Raw genomic sequence first — 18,258 nt, 5'->3', positions numbered from 1 at the left:
GGTTCCTTAAATTCGGTTTCAGTGCGCGAAGGCGTTAAACAGTGAACGCGTCTTGCAACAGTTTTGCCTGTTGCTCAGCGTGCATCGATGCGTAACCACAAGCAGGTGCAGCAGAAGCGTCACGGCCCGCGTACTCAAGTACGAGAGATTTGTCGTGACCGCTGATGATGCGGCGCATGTGGTGCTGGCTGCAGTACCAGGCACCCTGGTTCATCGGCTCTTCCTGACACCAGACAATATGTTTGGCGTTTTTGTACGGAGCCAGGACTTCAATCAAGTCGTCCTCAGGGAACGGGTACAGCTGCTCAAGACGCACGATGGCGATGTCATCACGACCTTCGGCACGGCGTTTTTCCAGCAGGTCGTAGTAGACCTTGCCGCTACACAGCACGATACGACCGACTTTCGCCGGATCTTGTGCATCGATTTCCGGAATAACGGTCTGGAACGAACCTTCGGCCAGATCTTCCAGGGTCGAGATTGCCAATTTGTGACGCAGCAACGACTTCGGAGTCAGGACGATCAGCGGCTTGCGCAGCGGACGGATGACCTGACGGCGCAGCAGGTGATAAATCTGCGCAGGAGTAGTCGGCACGCACACCTGAATGTTGTGCTCGGCGCACAGCTGCAGGTAACGCTCAAGACGTGCAGAGGAGTGCTCCGGGCCCTGGCCTTCATAACCGTGTGGCAGCAGCATGGTCAGACCGCACAGACGGCCCCACTTGTGCTCGCCGCTGGTGATGAACTGGTCGATTACAACCTGGGCGCCGTTGGCGAAGTCGCCGAACTGGGCTTCCCAGATCACCAGCGCGTTAGGCGTGGTGGTCGAGTAGCCGTATTCGAACGCCAATACCGCTTCTTCCGACAGCAACGAGTCGTACAGGTCAAAACGTGGCTGACCTTCAAACAGGTGCTTCAGAGGAATGTAGGTGCCAGCATCTTTCTGGTTGTGCAGCACGGCGTGACGGTGCGAGAACGTACCGCGGCCGATGTCCTGACCCGTCATGCGAATCGGGTGACCTTCGAACTGCAGGGTTGCGTATGCCATTGTTTCGGCATAACCCCAGTTGATCGGCAGGCCGCCGGCTTGCATTTTTTGACGATCTTCGTAGATCTTCGCAACCTGGCGCTGAACAACGAAGCCTTCCGGAATCTCCAGCAGCTTGGCAGACAGTTCTTGCAGGGTCTTGAGATCAAAACGGGTGTCGTGACGTGCAGTCCAGGCGTGACCCAGGTATGGGCGCCAGTCTACGAACAGCTCTTTGTTCGGCTCTTTGACCAGACTTTTCACAACATGCAGACCGTTGTCCAGCGCGTTGCGGTATTCGTCGATCTTGGCCTGAACGCGTTCTGCGTCCACCACTTTTTCTTGCGTCAGACGTTCGGCATACAGTTCACGGGTAGTGCGCTGCTTGGCGATCTGCTGATACATCAGCGGCTGAGTACCGTTTGGCTCGTCGGCCTCGTTGTGACCGCGACGGCGGTAGCAGAACAGGTCGATCACGACGTCACGCTTGAACTGCATGCGGTAGTCGATAGCCAGCTGGGTTACGAACAGAACGGCTTCCGGATCATCACCATTCACATGGAGGATCGGGGCCTGGATCATTTTCGCAACGTCCGTGCAGTACTCGGTGGAGCGCGAGTCTTCCGGATTGCTGATGGTGAAGCCCACCTGGTTGTTGATCACCAGATGAATGGTGCCGCCCGTCTTGAAGCCGCGAGTTTGCGACATCTGGAAGGTTTCCATGACCACGCCCTGACCTGCGAATGCAGCATCACCGTGGATGGAAATTGGCAGTACTTTTTCGCCGGTGCTGTCGTTACGACGGTCCTGGCGAGCACGTACAGACCCTTCAACCACTGGAGAAACGATTTCCAGGTGGGACGGGTTGAACGCCATTGCCAGGTGGACTTCGCCACCACCGGTCATGACGTTGGAGGAGAAGCCCTGGTGGTATTTAACGTCACCGGAACCCAGCTCGATCTTTTTCTTGCCTTCGAACTCGTCGAACAACTCGCGCGGGTTTTTACCGAAGGTGTTCACCAATACGTTCAGACGGCCACGGTGGGCCATGCCGATAACGATTTCCTTGGTGCCGTAGTTGCCCGAACGCTGGATCAGCTCGTCCAGCAAAGGAATCAGGCTCTCGCCACCTTCCAGGCCGAAACGCTTGGTGCCCGGGTATTTGGTACCCAGGTACTTTTCCAGACCTTCAGCAGCAGTCACGCGCTCAAGCAGATGGCCTTTGACTTCAGCCGAATACGTTGGGCGGCCGCGTACGCTTTCGAGGCGCTGTTCAAACCAGTGGCGCTGCTCGGAATCGACGATGTGCGTGAACTCTGCGCCGATGGTGCGGCAATATGTCTGCTGCAACGCTTCGAGAATTTCGCGTAGGCTCGCTTCCTCTTTGCCGATGTACAGGTCGCCGGCACGGAAGGTCGTATCAAGATCGGCATTGGTCAAGCCGTAATGATTGATCGACAGGTCTGCAGGTGCAGGACGCTGCCACAGTCCCAGCGGATCAAGCTGGGCTGCCTGGTGGCCGCGCATCCGATAGGCCTGGATCAATCGCAGCACTTCAACCTGCTTCTTCTCGTGCTCACTGCTCACGCTCCCGGCGGAAACCGGTTGGGCGCGGCGCTGGTTCTTTGCCAGCAGCACGAAATGATCGCGGATTGTGGAGTGCGAAACATCGTTGGCAGAGTTGCCGTCAGTAGGCAACGTCTGAAATTTGGTGCGCCATTCTTCTGGCACAGCGTTAGGGTCGTGCAGGTAGAGCTCATAGAGCTCTTCCACATAGGCAGCGTTACCACCTGAAAGATAGCCGCTGTTCCACATGCGCTGCATCACGCTTTCTTGCATGCTTGGTCACCCTCGGTTAGGGGACACCATCGACGAGAACACCAGAGCATGCTTGAGAAAGTCCGAATACAGCGACTAAAACAAGCCACTTAGGATCACGCTGATAGTCCGGGTACCAGCCCGGATGCCCCTGCTGGTCTCATTTCTTCAAAATAAGAGCCGCAGCTTTTGAGCTGTTGCTCAGGTTAAAACTACGGCGCCGGTTGAAGCCTGCGCCGCAGCATTTACGGTTAAAGCGGTCCTGCGGTACAGCCTTGGATCACACGCCGCTTTGCAGCAGCATGCTACGCACGTGACCGATGGCCTTAGTCGGGTTCAAGCCCTTCGGACACACGTTTACGCAGTTCATGATCCCGCGGCAGCGGAATACGCTGAACGGGTCATCCAGTGAAGCCAGACGCTCGCTGGTCTTGGTGTCACGGCTGTCAGCCAGGAAGCGGTAGGCTTGCAACAGTGCAGCAGGGCCCAGGAACTTGTCCGGGTTCCACCAGAAGGACGGGCACGAGGTCGAGCAGCAAGCGCACAGGATGCACTCGTACAGACCGTCGAGCTTTTCACGCTCTTCTGGCGATTGCAGACGCTCGATGGCCGGAGCCGGAGTATCGTTCTGCAGGAACGGCTTAACTTTTTCGTATTGCTTGTAGAAGATGCTCATATCGACGACCAGGTCACGGATAACCGGCAAACCTGGTAGTGGACGAACGATCAGCTTGTTGCCTTTAACGACAGCAGACAGTGGCGTGACGCACGCCAAAGCGTTTTTGCCGTTGATGTTCATGCCGTCGGAGCCGCAAACGCCCTCACGGCAAGAGCGACGATAAGAGAAACCCTCGTCCTGCTCTTTGATCAGGGCCAGTACGTCCAGCACCATCAGGTCTTTACCGTGGGTATTGACCTCGAATTCCTGCATGAACGGAGCGGCGTCCTGATCAGGGTTGTAACGATAAACACTGACTTTCAACATATCGGCCACCCTTAGTAAGTCCGAACCATAGGCTCGAAGGTCGGAACGGTTTTCGGCGAGAAGTTCACCGCACGCTTGGCTACGCGCTTGTCACCCGGGAAGTACAGGGTGTGGCACAGCCAGTTAACGTCGTCACGATCTTCGAAGTCTTCACGGGCGTGAGCACCGCGCGATTCTTTACGAACTTCAGCAGCGATTGCAGTCGCTTCAGCCACTTCGAGCAGGTTTTGCAGCTCAAGGGCTTCGATACGAGCGGTGTTGAACGCCTGGCTCTTATCGTTGATTTTCACGTTGGCAATGCGCTTGCGCAGATCTGCCAGCTGGGCAATGCCCTTCTGCATGTATTCGCCAGTACGGAATACACCGAAGTAGTTCTGCATGCAGCTCTGCAGCTCTTTACGCAGGGTTGCCACGTCTTCGCCGTCGGTACGCGAGTTCAGGCCATCCAGACGTGCCAGGGCAGCGTCGATGTCGGACTGGCGCGGACGAGCGTAATCAACGCCTTCTTTCAGGGTCTGCTCAAGGAACAGGCCGGCAGCACGACCGAATACCACCAGGTCGAGCAACGAGTTGCCGCCCAGACGGTTGGCACCGTGTACCGATACGCAAGCCACTTCACCCACTGCGAACAGGCCAGGGATGATCTGGTCAACGCCGTCAGCGTCCTGAGTGATTGCCTGGCCATGAATGTTGGTGGCAACGCCGCCCATCATATAGTGGCAGGTAGGAACCACTGGAACTGGAGCCAGAACCGGGTCAACGTGCGCGAACGTTTTCGACAGTTCGCAGATACCAGGCAGACGGCTGTGCAGAACTTCTTCACCCAGGTGATCGAGTTTCAGCATCACGTGGTCGCCATCCGGACCGCAACCGTTGCCCGCGATGATTTCCTTAACCATCGAGCGAGCGACTACGTCACGACCGGCAAGGTCTTTGGCGTTCGGAGCATAACGCTCCATGAAACGCTCGCCGTGCTTGTTGATCAGGTATCCACCTTCACCGCGGCAACCTTCAGTAACCAGTACACCGGCGCCGGCAATACCGGTTGGGTGGAACTGCCACATCTCGATGTCCTGTACCGGCACGCCAGCACGCAGCGCCATGCCAATACCGTCACCGGTGTTGATCAGGGCGTTGGTAGTCGAAGAGTAGATACGACCTGCACCGCCAGTCGCCAGTACGGTGGCGTTAGCGCGAACGTAGGAGGTTTCACCGGTTTCGATGCAGATAACGATCATGCCGACGAAATCGCCAGCCTCGTTCTTAACCAGATCGACACCGTAGTATTCGTTCAGGAATACAGTGCCAGCCTTCAGGTTGGCCTGGTACAGGGTGTGCAACAGCGCGTGACCGGTACGGTCGGCTGCAGCGCAAGTACGGGCAGCCTGGCCGCCTTTACCGAAGTCCTTGGACTGACCACCGAAAGGACGCTGATAGATACGACCCTGTTCGGTACGGGAGAACGGCAGACCCATGTGCTCAAGTTCGAACACGGCTTCCGGACCTACGGAACACATGTACTCGATAGCGTCCTGGTCACCGATATAGTCGGAACCCTTGACGGTATCGTACATGTGCCAGCGCCAGTCATCGTTCGGATCTGCAGAAGCGATCGCGCAGGTGATGCCACCCTGAGCCGATACAGTGTGCGAACGAGTCGGGAAAACCTTGGTGATTACGGCAGTCTTGTGACCACCTTGTGCCAGCTGCAGAGCAGCGCGCATGCCAGCACCGCCGCCGCCAATAATAATGGCGTCGAACGAAAGTGTATTAACTGTGTTAGCCATGAATCAGATACCCCAAAGAATCTGCACACCCCAGACGAAGTAAGCGAACATTGCAACGCCGCAGACTGCCTGGAAGAGGAAACGTACTGCTGTCGCGGACTTGCCCAGCGCCATTGGCGTCAGGTAGTCGGTCGCGATGGTCCACATGCCTACCCAGGCGTGTGCGCCCAGAGCAACAAGGGCCAGCAGGCTGAAGATACGCATCCAGTTGCTTGCAAACAGCTCATGCCATTGGGCGTAGCCAATGCCAGGGTTCGCAACGAGGTATCCGATCAGGAAAATGAAATAAGCCGCTAGAACAACCGCAGACACACGCTGTGCCATCCAGTCATAGAGGCCCGAACGCGACAGGTTCGTAACGCTGGTTACCATATCCAAACTCCCGCCAGAACAATCATCACCACGGAAATGACGATTACAATTTTCGAGCCCAGTCGGCCGCCTTCAAGCGTCTCACCGATGCCCATGTCCATGATCAAGTGGCGCACACCGGCAACCAGGTGATACAGCAAGGCAGAGAGCAGGCCCCACGCAACGAATTTGGCCAGAGGACTGGTCAAGCATGCCTTCACCTCGGCATAACCTTCTTCCGAACCCAGGGATTTGCTCAATGCATAAAGCATGATGCCCAGGCCGAGAAAAAGAATAATGCCCGATACACGGTGCAGAAATGACGTAACGCCGGTGATGGGGAGTTTGATGGTCCTTAGGTCTAGGTTTACAGGTCGTTGGCTATTCACGGCTTTTTTCACACTGAAGAGCCCCTAACAATCAGGGCAAGTTTGTTGGGATGCGCACTGGTCAGGTACCCACCACCCGGGAGTGACGACCCCCATCTAAACAGGCCCAAAAGCCCCTGGCGGTCGGCTGCCGAGTATAGACAGTTAGGTCGCTAATGACAACGCAAAGACCTCCCCCTAATAGCGCATTGCGCTCTGGCTATAAAAGGCGTAAACGGCAGGGATATTCGCGAAAAATGACTCCCCAAAGCCTTGTACAGCAAGACTTTAGGCAAATTGACATTCAAATTTATCTCACTATAGTGGTGCGGGCCCTGCGTGGGGGGTCTGTCTGATGATTTCAAGCATAAATAGGAGGCCACATGGCTGACAAAAAAGCGCAGTTGATCATCGAGGGCGCAGCCCCCGTCGAGCTGCCCATTTTAACTGGCACCGTGGGTCCCGATGTAATCGATGTGCGAGGCCTAACGGCAACGGGCCGATTCACATTTGACCCTGGCTTCATGTCGACCGCATCTTGCGAGTCGAAGATCACCTATATTGATGGTGACAACGGTATCCTGCTGCACCGCGGCTACCCGATTGAACAGCTGGCTGAACACTCTGACTACCTTGAGACCGCTTACCTGCTGCTGAACGGCGAACTGCCGACTGCAGAGCAGAAGGCTCAATTTGTCAGCACCGTGAAGAACCACACAATGGTTCACGAGCAGTTGAAGACGTTCTTCAACGGCTTCCGTCGTGACGCCCACCCGATGGCGGTCATGTGCGGTGTAGTCGGCGCCCTCTCGGCCTTCTACCACGACTCCCTGGACATCAATAACCCGCAGCATCGCGAAATTTCCGCGATCCGTCTGGTTGCCAAGATGCCAACCCTGGCAGCGATGGTTTACAAGTACTCCATGGGTCAACCCATGATGTACCCGCGTAACGACCTGACCTACGCCGAAAACTTCCTGCACATGATGTTCAACACACCGTGCGAGATCAAACCGATCAGCCCGGTGCTGGCCAAGGCAATGGATAAGATCTTTATCCTGCACGCTGACCACGAACAGAATGCCTCGACCTCTACCGTGCGTCTGGCGGGCTCTTCGGGTGCCAACCCGTTCGCCTGTATTGCTGCCGGTATCGCCGCACTGTGGGGCCCTGCCCACGGCGGTGCAAACGAAGCCGTGTTGACCATGCTCGACGAAATTGGCGATGTTTCGAACATCGACACGTTCATCGCCAAGGCCAAGGACAAAAACGATCCGTTCAAACTGATGGGCTTTGGTCACCGGGTTTATAAAAACCGCGACCCACGCGCCACAGTGATGAAAAAGACCTGCGACGAAGTGCTTAAAGAACTGGGCATCCAGAACGATCCGCAACTCGAACTGGCCATGCGCCTGGAAGAGATCGCTCTGACCGACCCGTACTTCATCGAGCGCTCGCTGTACCCGAACGTCGACTTCTACTCGGGGATCATCCTCAAGGCGATCGGCATTCCAACCAGCATGTTCACCGTGATCTTCGCCCTGTCGCGTACAGTCGGCTGGATCTCGCACTGGAAAGAAATGCTCTCCAGCCCGTACAAGATTGGCCGTCCGCGCCAGCTGTACACCGGTTACGAGCAGCGTGACCTGACCAACCTGGAAGACCGCAAGTAAGGCATATCCCACGATATAGTCTTAGCTGCACACAAGACGGCCTCTATATATAGAGGCCGTTTTTGTTTTGCGCCGTTTTAACCCTGTGCAGAACTGACTGCTGTGGGAGCGACGGTATCGCCGTGGCCCGCTTGACAGGCCGCAGTGCTGCCATCGCGAGCAAGCCCCCTCCCACCAAACCTCAACACAAAAAAATCCCCCTGCCTCACGACAGGGGGATTGCTTTACACATAACGCCTGCCGCTGATTAGTGATCCACCGCCCCGCTCGCCCCAAGACCCGTCTGCGAACGCACAAACTGCGGGAAGAACAACGCACGCTCTTTCTCTGCCGCCTTGGATTTGTCGGTAATAGAGAAGAACCAGATACCCGCGAACGCAATGATCATGGAGAACAGTGCTGGGTACTCGTAAGGGAAGATTGCTTTCTCATGATGCAGGATCTGCACCCAGATGGTCGGGCCCAGGATCATCAAGCCAACCGCACTGACCAGCCCCATCCAGCCGCCAATCATGGCGCCGCGAGTGGTGAGGTTTTTCCAGTACATGGAAAGCAGCAGCACAGGGAAGTTGCAGCTCGCAGCAATGGAGAACGCCAGGCCCACCATGAATGCGATGTTCTGGCTTTCGAACAGGATGCCCAAGCCAATCGCCAGCACCGCCAGAGCGATGGTAGTGATCTTGGAAACGCGAATCTCATCCTTGTCGTTGGCCTTGCCCTTCTTGATTACGCTTGCATAAAGGTCGTGAGACACCGCCGAGGCACCGGCCAGGGTCAGACCCGCAACTACCGCAAGGATAGTGGCGAAGGCTACGGCCGAGATAAAGCCCAGGAACATACTGCCGCCCACCGCATCAGCCAGATGCACGGCCGCCATGTTGTTACCGCCCAGCAAGGCGCCAGCAGCGTCTTTGAATGCAGGGTTGGTGCTGACCAGGATGATCGCGCCAAAACCGATGATGAAGGTCAGGATGTAGAAGTAACCGATAAAGCCAGTTGCGTAGAACACGCTCTTGCGGGCTTCCTTGGCATCGCTAACGGTGAAGAAGCGCATCAGGATATGTGGCAGGCCGGCAGTACCGAACATCAGGGCCAGACCGAGGGAAAAGGCCGAGATCGGGTCTTTAACCAGGCCGCCCGGGCTCATGATCGCCTCACCTTTAGGGTGAATTTTGACGGCTTCGGCAAACAAGGCATTGAAATCAAAGTTGACGTGTTTCATTACCATCACGGCCATGAACGTCGCACCCGACAACAACATCACCGCTTTGATGATTTGCACCCAAGTAGTGGCCAGCATGCCGCCGAACAACACATACATGCACATCAGAATGCCTACCAGGATCACCGCAACGTGGTAGTCCAGGCCGAACAGCAGCTGAATCAGCTTGCCGGCACCGACCATTTGCGCAATGAGGTAGAACGCAACCACCACCAATGAACCGCAAGCCGACAGCGAGCGGATCTGGGTTTGACCCAAACGGTACGAGGCAACGTCAGCAAAGGTGTACTTGCCCAGGTTACGCAAACGCTCTGCGATCAGGAACAGGATGATGGGCCAACCCACCAGAAAGCCGATCGAATAGATCAGACCATCGTAGCCAGAGGTGTAAACCAGCGCGGAAATACCCAGGAAGGAGGCGGCGGACATATAGTCGCCCGCAATCGCCAGGCCGTTCTGAAAACCTGTAATTTTGCCGCCCGCAGCATAGTAGTCGGCAGCAGACTTGTTACGCTTTGACGCCCAGTACGTAATGCACAGAGTCGCACCCACAAAAACGACGAACATGATGATCGCCGCGATATTAAGCGGTTGCTTCTGCACTTCGCCGGTCAGGGCCTCTCCCGCCCAGACCGCAGGTGCAAGGGCTGCAACGCCCAGTGTTGCCAATAGGCGCCCGATCATTGCCCTGCCTCCTTGAGAATTGCATTGTTCAGCTCATCAAACTCGCCATTGGCCCGGCGCACATAGATACCGGTAAGAATGAAGGCTGAAACAATCAACCCCACACCAATCGGAATACCCCAGGTAATAGACGAACCGGGACTCAACTTGGTCCCCATGATGTGTGACCCATAAGCAATCAACAGGATAAAGGCGGCATATAGTCCGAGCATGATTGCCGAGAGAATCCAGGCGAACCGCTCTCTTTTTTTAACCAGCTCCTTGAAACGCGGGCTGTTTTGAATCGAGAGGTAAATGCTGTCGTTCATTATTTTTGTCCTCGCAGCACAGATGAGATGGAACGTTTTCACTATTAGGGCGCCGCACATTCAATTCCAGACGACTTTAGTAGTAGAGCCCTGAATCAGCTGCAGCCCGCGTTTTATCTAGTCTGCAAGGACGATGCACATAAGCATGAAACTCCAGAAATGCAAAAACCGCCTGATGTAAACACCAGGCGGTCTTGTGTACTGCGAGCTAGACGCTTCGCGATTATTTAGCTGTCCACTCGGCCACACGCTCAGGGTGCTTGGCGACCCACTCTTTGGCCGCCGCTTCAGGCTTTGCCCCCTCTTGAATAGCCAGCATTACTTCACCAATTTCATCTTTTGAGTTCCAGGAAAACTTCTCCAGAAACTCTGCAACTTCAGGTGCTTTTTTACCCAGTTCTTTGCTGCCAATGCTATTAACGGTTTCTGCAGCGCCATACACGGACTTGGGATCTTCGAGAAAACGCAGTTTCCACTTGGCAAACATCCAGTGCGGCACCCAGCCGGTCACGGCAATCGGTTCGTTTTTGGCATAGGCACGACCCAGTTCCGAGGTCATTGCCGCTCCGGAACTTGCCTGTAGCTTGTAGCCCTTGAGGTCATAATCCTTGATTGCCTGGTCGGTCTTGAGCATGACACCTGAGCCGGCATCAATACCGACGATCTTGTTTTTGAACTCGTCGCTGCCCTTCAAATCGGCAATGGACTGGGCCTTTACATACTCAGGAACGATCAGGCCAATTTTTGCATCTTTGAAGTTGGGCCCGTAGTCGACCACCTTGTCTTTATTCTTCGCCCAGTACTCGCCATGAGTAACGGGCAACCAGGCAGACAGCATGGCGTCCAGTTTCCCCGTGGCCACGCCCTGCCACATGATGCCGGTCGCAACGGGCATCAGTTTCACGTCATAACCCAGCTTTTGCTTGATGACTTCGGCAGCCACATGGGTAGTTGCCACGCTGTCCGACCAACCATCCACATAGCCAATATTCAGGGTCGGCTTGCTCTGGGCGCTCGCCAGGCCCGCACTCATCGCCAGCACCAAGGCTGCTCCCGCGCTCAAAATACGTCGCATCTTCATCTTTGATTCCCCACAGTGCCGGGCCCGACGAGTGCCGGGCCACTTCAAGTTTCCTACAAGGTTTTTCTACCCCGTATCACTTGCACCCGATCATCAACCGCGACTGCTTGCCGTCCTGCTCTGACGACGACCCCCATACAACCAGCAACGACATTGCCACTACACCCATTTGATACCTGCGTGCTTTGCCCAGATGGCTGCCCGAACTTTGCATGTCAAAATTATACGCGGGCGCTGCACCTGCTCAATTGCAGGTAAGATGCGCGGCTTTGCTCCCATACGGCCCGACCATGTCTGCGACTGCCCGCTTCCCCGTGCTGCCTTATCTCCTTGCCTGCTTGCTGGGCATGTTTGCCATTGCCGGTTTCTGGTACGGCCTTGGCCAACCGGTGATTTTGCCTGATGCCGCAACACCGACCCATAAACTGCAATGTGCGTCGTATACGCCGTTCGACAAGGACCAATCACCGTTCGACCAGCCTTTCGTGCCTCGGGCCGAGCGCATGGACGCGGACCTGGCGTTGCTGGCCACGCGCTTTCAGTGCATCCGCACCTATTCGCAGGCAGGTCTTGAAGGCCTGCCAGACCTTGCACGCAAACACGGCCTGAAGCTGATGATCGGGGCCTGGGTCAGCAGCGACCCGGTTGCCACCGCACAGGAAGTCGACGCCCTGATCGCCTCGGCCAATGCCAACCCGGACGTCGTCAGTTCGGTCATCGTTGGCAACGAGGCCTTGCTGCGCAAAGAAGTCACCGCGCCACAACTGGTCAAGCTGATCGACAAGGTGAAAAGCCAGATCAAGCAACCCGTGACCTATGCAGATGTTTGGGAGTTCTGGCTGCAGCATCCGGAAATCGCCCCGGCGGTGGACTTCCTGACCATTCACCTGTTGCCTTACTGGGAAGATGACCCTGCAGGCATTGATCAAGCGGTGAACCATGTCGCGCAGATCCGCCAGGTATTCGGCAACAAATTTGCACCCAAGGACATCCTGATCGGCGAGACCGGCTGGCCCAGCGAAGGACGCCAGCGCGAAACCGCCGTACCCGGCCGGGTCAATGAAGCCAAATACATTCGCGGTTTTGTCACCCTGGCCGAGCAAAACGGCTGGAAGTACAACCTGATCGAAGCCTTCGACCAACCCTGGAAGCGCGGCAGCGAAGGCGCAGTTGGCGGCTATTGGGGCTTGTTTGATGCGGACCGTCAGGACAAGGGCATTCTGGCCGGTCCAGTTTCCAATCTGCCGCACTGGCCTGCCTGGCTGGGGTTGGGTGCGCTGGTGTTTCTGAGCACTCTGGTACTTGGCGGGCGCGTTCGCACGCCACGTTCAGCCCTGCTGCTGCCAGCACTGGGCGCTGTGGCGGGATGCAGCATCGTGGCCTGGGCAGAACTGGCCTCCGTGACCAGCCGCTATGCCGGAGAGTGGTCCTGGGCCGGCCTGCTGGTCGGCTTGAACCTGATTGTATTGGTACATGCAGCGCTGGCTCTGGGCCAGAAAGAAGGTTGGCGCGAGCGCCTGTTCAATGTGCTGGAGCGCCGTGCTGGCTGGTGGCTGGCAGCGGCAGGGTTTGCCGGTGCGGTGATGATGCTGGGGCTGGTGTTTGAACCGCGCTATCGCAGCTTCCCGAGTGCAGCACTGATACTGCCTGCACTGGTTTACCTGCTGCGTCCGGTACACGGACCACGCCGTGAATTCGGCCTGCTGGCATTGATCATCGGCGCAGGCATACCGCTGCAGCTGTACCGCGAGGGCCTGAACAACGAACAGGCCTGGATGTGGGCATTGGTGAGCATTCTGATGGTGATGGCATTGTGGCGTAGCGTGCGACAGAAAGCGTAACGCCCAACCTTGTGGGAGCGGGCTTGCTCGCGATAGAGGCGACGCGATCTGTCAGGCAGACCGCGCTGTTGATGCCTTGACGAGCAAGCCCGCTCCTATTGCCTTACCTGGCCGCCCGAACCAGTCGCAACCCGGCGATCACAACGGCAAACACTGCCAGGCTGGCGTTGTAGAGCGCCAGCGCAGGCAAACCGGACAACAAGGCCAGTACCGCCAGCGCACGGCCGACGTGCCCGCGCACAAAAAACGCGACAATCGACAGCACCAACGCAACCCAACCCAGCACCCTGAAATGAATCAACAACCCCAGGTTTGAACGCAGCTGGCACTCCCAACGCGCAGCCTCGGCCACACAGGTCCCAACCCACTGCGGGTCTTCCATCAAGCCGTAACGCAACCCATAACTGGCTGCCAGCCATACAGGCAGGGCGATAAGCAGCAAGATCAACGGCAAACGAGGTCGCATAAAAACTCCGATAGACAAAAGCGGCGCCCAGCTTAATCCCCATCCTTGCCTATGCAAGCCTTGCAATGAGATATCTGTTAACTAAAGTCATTCAGCGTGTATCTTGAGTGGCTTTTTGCCTTTTCGAGACTCTTTTGGGTTTTTTAGTGCCGCCATATGGCACTTCAGCACTAGCCCTGTGGTCATAGCCTGCGAATCTTTTGCGCACCTTCTTAGGGATAGTCTTCATGCTACGTTCTCTGCCCCTCGTTGCCTTGCTTGGCAGCCTTATCTTGAGTGCGTCCGCGCAGGCGGTCGATGTCGATCCCGCAACTTATGGCTACCCGATCACCAATCCGTTTGAAGCCACGATTGCCACCACGCCGCCACAAATGCGCCCGCTGCTGCCTGACGAAGACGACATCAATCAATCGGATTACACCCTGAGCCTGCGCCCCGAACGCGAGTTCACGCTGCCCGCCAACTTTTGGGCCGTGAAAAAGCTGACTTACCGCATGGCCAAACAGGATCACCCGGCGCCGCTGATGTTTTTGATTGCCGGTACCGGTGCGGCTTACGACAGCAGCCTCAACGAGTACCTGAAAAAACTCTTCTACCAAGAGGGTTACCACGTTGTGCAGCTGTCATCACCGACCAGCTACGACTTCATGAGTGCGGCCTCGCGCCTGGCCACCCCCGGTATCAGCCAGTATGACGCCGAGGATCTGTATCACGTGATGCAAGCCGTGCGCGCCCAACAGGCCCACGTCCCGGTGACCGACTACTACCTGGCCGGTTATAGCCTGGGAGCACTGGACGCAGCGTTCGTCAGCCACCTGGATGAAACCCGCAAGAGTTTCAATTTCAAGAAAGTGTTGATGCTCAACCCCCCGGTCAACCTTTTCACCTCCATCAGCAACCTCGACAAGCTGGTGCAGACAGAGGTCAAAGGCATCAACAACACCACGACATTCTACGAACTGGTACTGGGCAAGCTGACCCGCTACTTCCAGGACAAAGGCCATGTGGACCTCAATGCGGCTCTGGTCTATGACCTGCAAAATTCCAAGGAGCGTCTGACCAACGAACAGATGGCGATGCTGATCGGCACCGTTTTCCGCTTCTCGTCGGCCGATATCGTGTTCACCTCGGACCTGATCAACCGCCGCGGCCTGATCACGCCGCCCAATTACCCGATCACCGAAGGCACCAGCCTGACACCGTTCCTCAAGCGCTCGTTGCAGTGTGATTTCGACTGCTACCTGACTGAACAGGTGATTCCGATGTGGCGCGCCAAAACCGATGGCGGCAGCCTGTTGCAACTGATTGACCAGGTCAGTCTGTATGCACTTCAGGACTACCTGAAAAACAGCCCGAAAATTGCCGTCATGCATAACGCCGACGACATCATCCTGGGGCCAGGCGATCTGGGATTCCTGCGCAAGACCTTCGGCAATCGCCTGACGGTTTACCCGTATGGTGGCCACTGCGGCAATCTCAACTACCGTGTCAACGCTGACGATATGCTGGAGTTCTTCCGTGGCTAAACAATTATTGCTTCTCGCCGCCCTGCTCGGCGCAGGCTTCGCCCAAGCGGATAACAGCAAGGCTCACACGGAGCTCACACCCGATGTCGACGGCTTCACCCAGCCGTTGAAACTGCTGAAGTTCAATCCGGGCCTGGACCAGCGCGAGTTTGAACGCGCCACCATGAACGCGCTGAGCATCTATGACCCGCTGGAACCGCTCAACCGCCGGATCTACCACTTCAACTACCGCTTTGATCAGTGGGTCTTCCTGCCGGTGGTCAATGGCTATCGCTACGTCACGCCAAGTTTTCTGCGCACTGGCGTGAGCAACTTTTTCAAAAACCTGGGGGATGTACCCAACCTGTTCAACAGCCTGCTGCAGCTCAAGGGCCATCGCTCGCTGGAAACTACGGGGCGACTGTTGCTGAACACGACGATAGGCATCGGCGGGCTGTGGGATCCGGCCACGGCGATGGGCCTGCCCCGTCAGAGCGAAGACTTCGGCCAGACCCTGGGCTTTTACGGCGTACCGGGTGGTGCCTACCTGATGCTACCGATCCTGGGCCCATCCAACCTGCGCGACACCACGGGCCTTGCGGTCGACTTTGGCGTCAATCAGGAAATCAACTTCCTCAACGTGCCTCACGAAAGTACCCGCCATCCCGAAATCTGGGTGCTGGGCGCGGTCGACAAGCGCTACAACACCAGCTTCCGCTATGGCCAGTTCGACTCGCCGTTTGAGTACGACAAGCTGCGCTATATCTATACCGAAGCCCGCAAACTGCAGATTGCGGAGTAGCGTTGTATGCAAACCCCGTAGTCGCTGCCGCAGGCTGCGAAGGGTTGCGTAGCAACCCGTTCTCCTGAATGTTGCGTGAAAGGCCCTTGCGGGCTTTATCGCAGCCTTCGGCAGGGACTACAAAACCTAATCCTTCAAACCCGCAAAAACTGGCACAACGCATCACGCTTGGCCATCGCATCCCGACGCCCAAGCTCGATCAACTCCCGGCAATAGCCAGACTCGAACAGCAAATAACTCAGCACCCCTGCGCCACTGGTTTTGGTCGCACCGGGGCCCCGCAGAAACATGCGTAGTGCTGCAGGCAATTCATGTCGATGGCGGGCGGCGATTTCGTCTATGGGCTGACTCGGCGCGATCACCAGCACTTCCACGGGCGACAGGCCAAGGTTGTCGGTCTGTCTGGGCAGCAAGCGGCTGAAGTGGTTCAGGCGCTCCAGCAGTTCGATATCGCTCTCCAGACTGTCGATAAACGTGCTGTTGAGCATGTGACCGCCAATTTGCGCCAGGGTGGGTTGTTGCGCGTTGTAGAAACGCGGCTGACCATCTTGTATATCCGGCCCTCGCGGGTTGCCGCTCACCCCCACCACCAGCACCCGGCTGGCCCCCAGATGCAGGGCCGGACTGATTGGCGCCGATTGGCGCACGGCACCGTCGCCAAAGTATTCTTCGCCCAGTTTTACCGGGGCAAAGAGCAGCGGAATCGCCGAACTGGCCAGCAAGTGCTCTACCGTCAACGCCGTAGGCATGCCGATGCGCCGATGACGCAACCAGCCATTGATCGTGCCCTTGCCTTGATAAAAGGTCACCGCCTGACTCGACGAGTAACCAAACGCCGTGACAGCCACGGCGCGCAGGTGCTGCCCGGCAATCGCCTGCTCAATGCCGGGAAAGTTGATTTTGTCCCGCAGCAGATCCCGCAGGGGTGAGCTGTCAAGCAATGCCACCGGAACGTGGGAGCCCAGCCCGAGCAGGCTGTGCCCCACGAATCGACTGGCCTGATGCAGCACCCCCGGCCAGTCGCTGCGCAATACGCGGCGACTTTCAAAGCCCTTCCAGAACGCGGTCAGGTGCTCGACCGCACGGGTAAAATCCATCGCCCCGCTGGCCAGACTAACTGCGTTGATCGCCCCTGCGGAGGTGCCGACGATCACTGGAAACGGGTTTGGCGCACCGGCAGGCAGCAGCTCGGCAATCGCCGCCAGCACGCCAACCTGATAGGCCGCACGCGCCCCGCCGCCAGACAGGATCAGGCCCGTGACCGGTGCGACTGACGTCACTGCGGGCAGGCCTGGGCCCGAGTTTCCTCAGCCGCGTTTGTCGTAGAGCTTGGGCTCGCCCGGTGGACGGGTCTTGAACCGGCGATGGGCCCACAGGTATTGCTCGGGGCACTCGCGCACCGCCCGCTCGACCCATTGATTGATTCGCAGGCAATCGGCCTCATCGCTGTCTCCGGGGAAATCCTTCAGGGGAGGATGAATGACCAACTTGTAACCACTGCCGTCGGCCAGTCGTTGTTGAGTAAAGGGCACAACCTGAGCTTTGCCCAGTTTGGCAAATTTGCTGGTAGCCGTAACCGTGGCAGCCTCAATGCCGAACAACGGCACGAAGATACTTTGCTTGGCGCCGTAGTCCTGATCGGGTGCATACCAGATCGCCCGGCCGGAGCGCAGCAACTTGAGCATGCCGCGTACGTCATCGCGCTCAACTGCCAGGGAGTCGACGTTATGCCGTTCACGCCCCCGACGCTGGATAAAGTCGAACAGCGGGTTTTTGTGTTCCCGGTACATGCCGTCGATGGTGTGCTGCTGGCCGAGCAAGGCAGCGCCAATCTCCAGCGTGGTGAAGTGGAACGCCATCAGGATGACGCCCCTGCCTTCCAGCTGAGCCTGCTTGAGATGCTCCAGCCCTTCGACATGGGCCAATTTGGCCAGTCGTGGTTTGGACCACCACCAACTCATGGCCATCTCGAAAAACGCGATACCGGTGGAGGCAAAGTTGTCTTTGAGCAACTGCTTGCGCTCGGCGGCCGTTTTCTCGGGGAAGCACAGCTCAAGGTTACGCGACGCAATGCGTCGACGATCACCGGCCACCCGGTACATCAACGCACCCAGCCCTCGGCCGATACACAGTTGTACTTTATAAGGCAGTTGAACAACCAGCCACAGCACGCCCAGCCCCAGCCATAGCAGCCAAAAGCGCGGATGAAAAAAAACAGCACGAAAACGCGGGCGATCCATTAATGATTCCGGACAGACACAAGGGTCGGGCATTCTACAACGTTCGACCCGGCTTGCGGCTTGCGGGCGTTCTCGTTATAAGTCTCAGCACTTTAAGTGA

General features: G+C 57.1%; 15 protein-coding genes. 4 read left to right on the top strand and 11 right to left on the bottom strand.

What is annotated here, in order from left to right; genetic code table 11:
* Positions 1-34 precede the first annotated feature (34 nt).
* The 5 genes from VSQ83_RS07340 to sdhC form a co-directional block, all read right to left on the bottom strand.
* Complete coding sequence (locus tag VSQ83_RS07340; protein ID WP_019828558.1) at positions 35-2,866, bottom strand: 2-oxoglutarate dehydrogenase E1 component; 2,832 nt, start codon at positions 2,864-2,866, stop codon at positions 35-37.
* Positions 2,867-3,125: 259 nt separating this feature from the next.
* Positions 3,126-3,830, bottom strand: coding sequence for a succinate dehydrogenase iron-sulfur subunit (locus VSQ83_RS07335; protein WP_133078138.1), 705 nt, complete (start codon positions 3,828-3,830; stop codon positions 3,126-3,128).
* Between the two features lie 11 nt (positions 3,831-3,841).
* The gene (sdhA, locus tag VSQ83_RS07330; RefSeq protein WP_219261568.1) at positions 3,842-5,617 is read right to left on the bottom strand and encodes a succinate dehydrogenase flavoprotein subunit; all 1,776 of its coding nucleotides are present in this window, start codon (positions 5,615-5,617) and stop codon (positions 3,842-3,844) included.
* 3 nt (positions 5,618-5,620) lie between these two features.
* Entirely contained in the window at positions 5,621-5,989 is a 369-nt protein-coding gene (gene sdhD / locus VSQ83_RS07325; protein WP_003446906.1) for a succinate dehydrogenase, hydrophobic membrane anchor protein, read from the bottom strand.
* Positions 5,983-6,369: a succinate dehydrogenase, cytochrome b556 subunit gene (sdhC, locus tag VSQ83_RS07320; RefSeq protein ID WP_019828563.1), complete on the bottom strand. Its 387-nt coding sequence runs from the start codon at positions 6,367-6,369 to the stop codon at positions 5,983-5,985. The genes sdhD and sdhC overlap by 7 nt, the downstream gene beginning before the upstream one ends.
* Positions 6,370-6,719: 350 nt before the next feature.
* Between sdhC and gltA the strand changes: the two genes are divergently transcribed.
* Positions 6,720-8,009 carry a citrate synthase gene (gltA, locus tag VSQ83_RS07315; protein WP_019828565.1) on the top strand — a complete coding sequence of 430 codons (1,290 nt, stop codon included), beginning with the start codon at positions 6,720-6,722 and terminating at the stop codon, positions 8,007-8,009.
* Between the two features lie 247 nt (positions 8,010-8,256).
* Here the strand turns inward: gltA and VSQ83_RS07310 are convergent, their stop codons facing one another.
* From VSQ83_RS07310 to VSQ83_RS07300, 3 genes are all read right to left on the bottom strand, one after another.
* Positions 8,257-9,915: a cation acetate symporter gene (locus VSQ83_RS07310; RefSeq protein ID WP_133078137.1), complete on the bottom strand. Its 1,659-nt coding sequence runs from the start codon at positions 9,913-9,915 to the stop codon at positions 8,257-8,259.
* Entirely contained in the window at positions 9,912-10,223 is a 312-nt protein-coding gene (locus VSQ83_RS07305; RefSeq protein WP_133078136.1) for a DUF485 domain-containing protein, read from the bottom strand. Before VSQ83_RS07305 ends, VSQ83_RS07310 begins: the two co-directional genes overlap by 4 nt.
* 223 nt (positions 10,224-10,446) lie before the next feature.
* The gene (locus VSQ83_RS07300) at positions 10,447-11,304 is read right to left on the bottom strand and encodes a glycine betaine ABC transporter substrate-binding protein (RefSeq protein ID WP_133078135.1); all 858 of its coding nucleotides are present in this window, start codon (positions 11,302-11,304) and stop codon (positions 10,447-10,449) included.
* 290 nt (positions 11,305-11,594) lie between these two features.
* Between VSQ83_RS07300 and VSQ83_RS07295 the strand changes: the two genes are divergently transcribed.
* Complete coding sequence (locus VSQ83_RS07295; protein WP_219261569.1) at positions 11,595-13,145, top strand: glycoside hydrolase family 17 protein; 1,551 nt, start codon at positions 11,595-11,597, stop codon at positions 13,143-13,145.
* Positions 13,146-13,248: 103 nt separating this feature from the next.
* Here VSQ83_RS07295 and VSQ83_RS07290 read toward each other — a convergent pair whose 3' ends face one another.
* Positions 13,249-13,611, bottom strand: a complete 363-nt coding sequence (locus tag VSQ83_RS07290) for a hypothetical protein (protein ID WP_133078133.1) — start codon at positions 13,609-13,611, stop codon at positions 13,249-13,251.
* A gap of 227 nt (positions 13,612-13,838) precedes the next feature.
* Between VSQ83_RS07290 and VSQ83_RS07285 the strand changes: the two genes are divergently transcribed.
* Entirely contained in the window at positions 13,839-15,137 is a 1,299-nt protein-coding gene (locus tag VSQ83_RS07285) for a serine/threonine protein kinase (RefSeq protein ID WP_133078132.1), read from the top strand.
* Positions 15,130-15,918, top strand: coding sequence for an MlaA family lipoprotein (locus VSQ83_RS07280; RefSeq protein ID WP_133078131.1), 789 nt, complete (start codon positions 15,130-15,132; stop codon positions 15,916-15,918). Before VSQ83_RS07285 ends, VSQ83_RS07280 begins: the two co-directional genes overlap by 8 nt.
* Positions 15,919-16,052: 134 nt before the next feature.
* On the opposite strand, the gene VSQ83_RS07275 is transcribed toward VSQ83_RS07280, so the two are convergent.
* On the bottom strand, positions 16,053-17,198 hold the full coding sequence (locus VSQ83_RS07275; protein WP_326425887.1) for a patatin-like phospholipase family protein: 1,146 nt from the start codon (positions 17,196-17,198) through the stop codon (positions 16,053-16,055).
* A 27-nt stretch (positions 17,199-17,225) separates the two neighbouring features.
* A complete protein-coding gene (locus VSQ83_RS07270; protein WP_133078129.1) occupies positions 17,226-18,158 on the bottom strand; it encodes a lipid A biosynthesis lauroyl acyltransferase in 933 nt (310 codons plus the stop codon).
* Between the last annotated feature and the right edge of the window lie 100 nt (positions 18,159-18,258).

This window comes from Pseudomonas sp. DSV-1 (genome assembly GCF_035830915.1).
GTDB lineage: Bacteria > Pseudomonadota > Gammaproteobacteria > Pseudomonadales > Pseudomonadaceae > Aquipseudomonas.
Note: the sequence above shows the minus strand (reverse complement) of the source record. Positions and strands in the feature narration are given on the sequence as shown.

What these genes read in the sequence shown, in the direction of transcription:
- VSQ83_RS07340 (WP_019828558.1), bottom strand. Translation starts at nt 2,866, where the DNA reads ATGCAAGAAAGCGTGATGCAGCGCATGTGGAACAGCGGCTATCTTTCA.
- VSQ83_RS07335 (WP_133078138.1), bottom strand. Translation starts at nt 3,830, where the DNA reads ATGTTGAAAGTCAGTGTTTATCGTTACAACCCTGATCAGGACGCCGCT.
- sdhA (WP_219261568.1), bottom strand. Translation starts at nt 5,617, where the DNA reads ATGGCTAACACAGTTAATACACTTTCGTTCGACGCCATTATTATTGGC.
- sdhD (WP_003446906.1), bottom strand. Translation starts at nt 5,989, where the DNA reads ATGGTAACCAGCGTTACGAACCTGTCGCGTTCGGGCCTCTATGACTGG.
- gltA (WP_019828565.1), top strand. Translation starts at nt 6,720, where the DNA reads ATGGCTGACAAAAAAGCGCAGTTGATCATCGAGGGCGCAGCCCCCGTC.
- VSQ83_RS07310 (WP_133078137.1), bottom strand. Translation starts at nt 9,915, where the DNA reads ATGATCGGGCGCCTATTGGCAACACTGGGCGTTGCAGCCCTTGCACCT.
- VSQ83_RS07305 (WP_133078136.1), bottom strand. Translation starts at nt 10,223, where the DNA reads ATGAACGACAGCATTTACCTCTCGATTCAAAACAGCCCGCGTTTCAAG.
- VSQ83_RS07300 (WP_133078135.1), bottom strand. Translation starts at nt 11,304, where the DNA reads ATGAAGATGCGACGTATTTTGAGCGCGGGAGCAGCCTTGGTGCTGGCG.
- VSQ83_RS07295 (WP_219261569.1), top strand. Translation starts at nt 11,595, where the DNA reads ATGTCTGCGACTGCCCGCTTCCCCGTGCTGCCTTATCTCCTTGCCTGC.
- VSQ83_RS07290 (WP_133078133.1), bottom strand. Translation starts at nt 13,611, where the DNA reads ATGCGACCTCGTTTGCCGTTGATCTTGCTGCTTATCGCCCTGCCTGTA.
- VSQ83_RS07285 (WP_133078132.1), top strand. Translation starts at nt 13,839, where the DNA reads ATGCTACGTTCTCTGCCCCTCGTTGCCTTGCTTGGCAGCCTTATCTTG.
- VSQ83_RS07270 (WP_133078129.1), bottom strand. Translation starts at nt 18,158, where the DNA reads ATGGATCGCCCGCGTTTTCGTGCTGTTTTTTTTCATCCGCGCTTTTGG.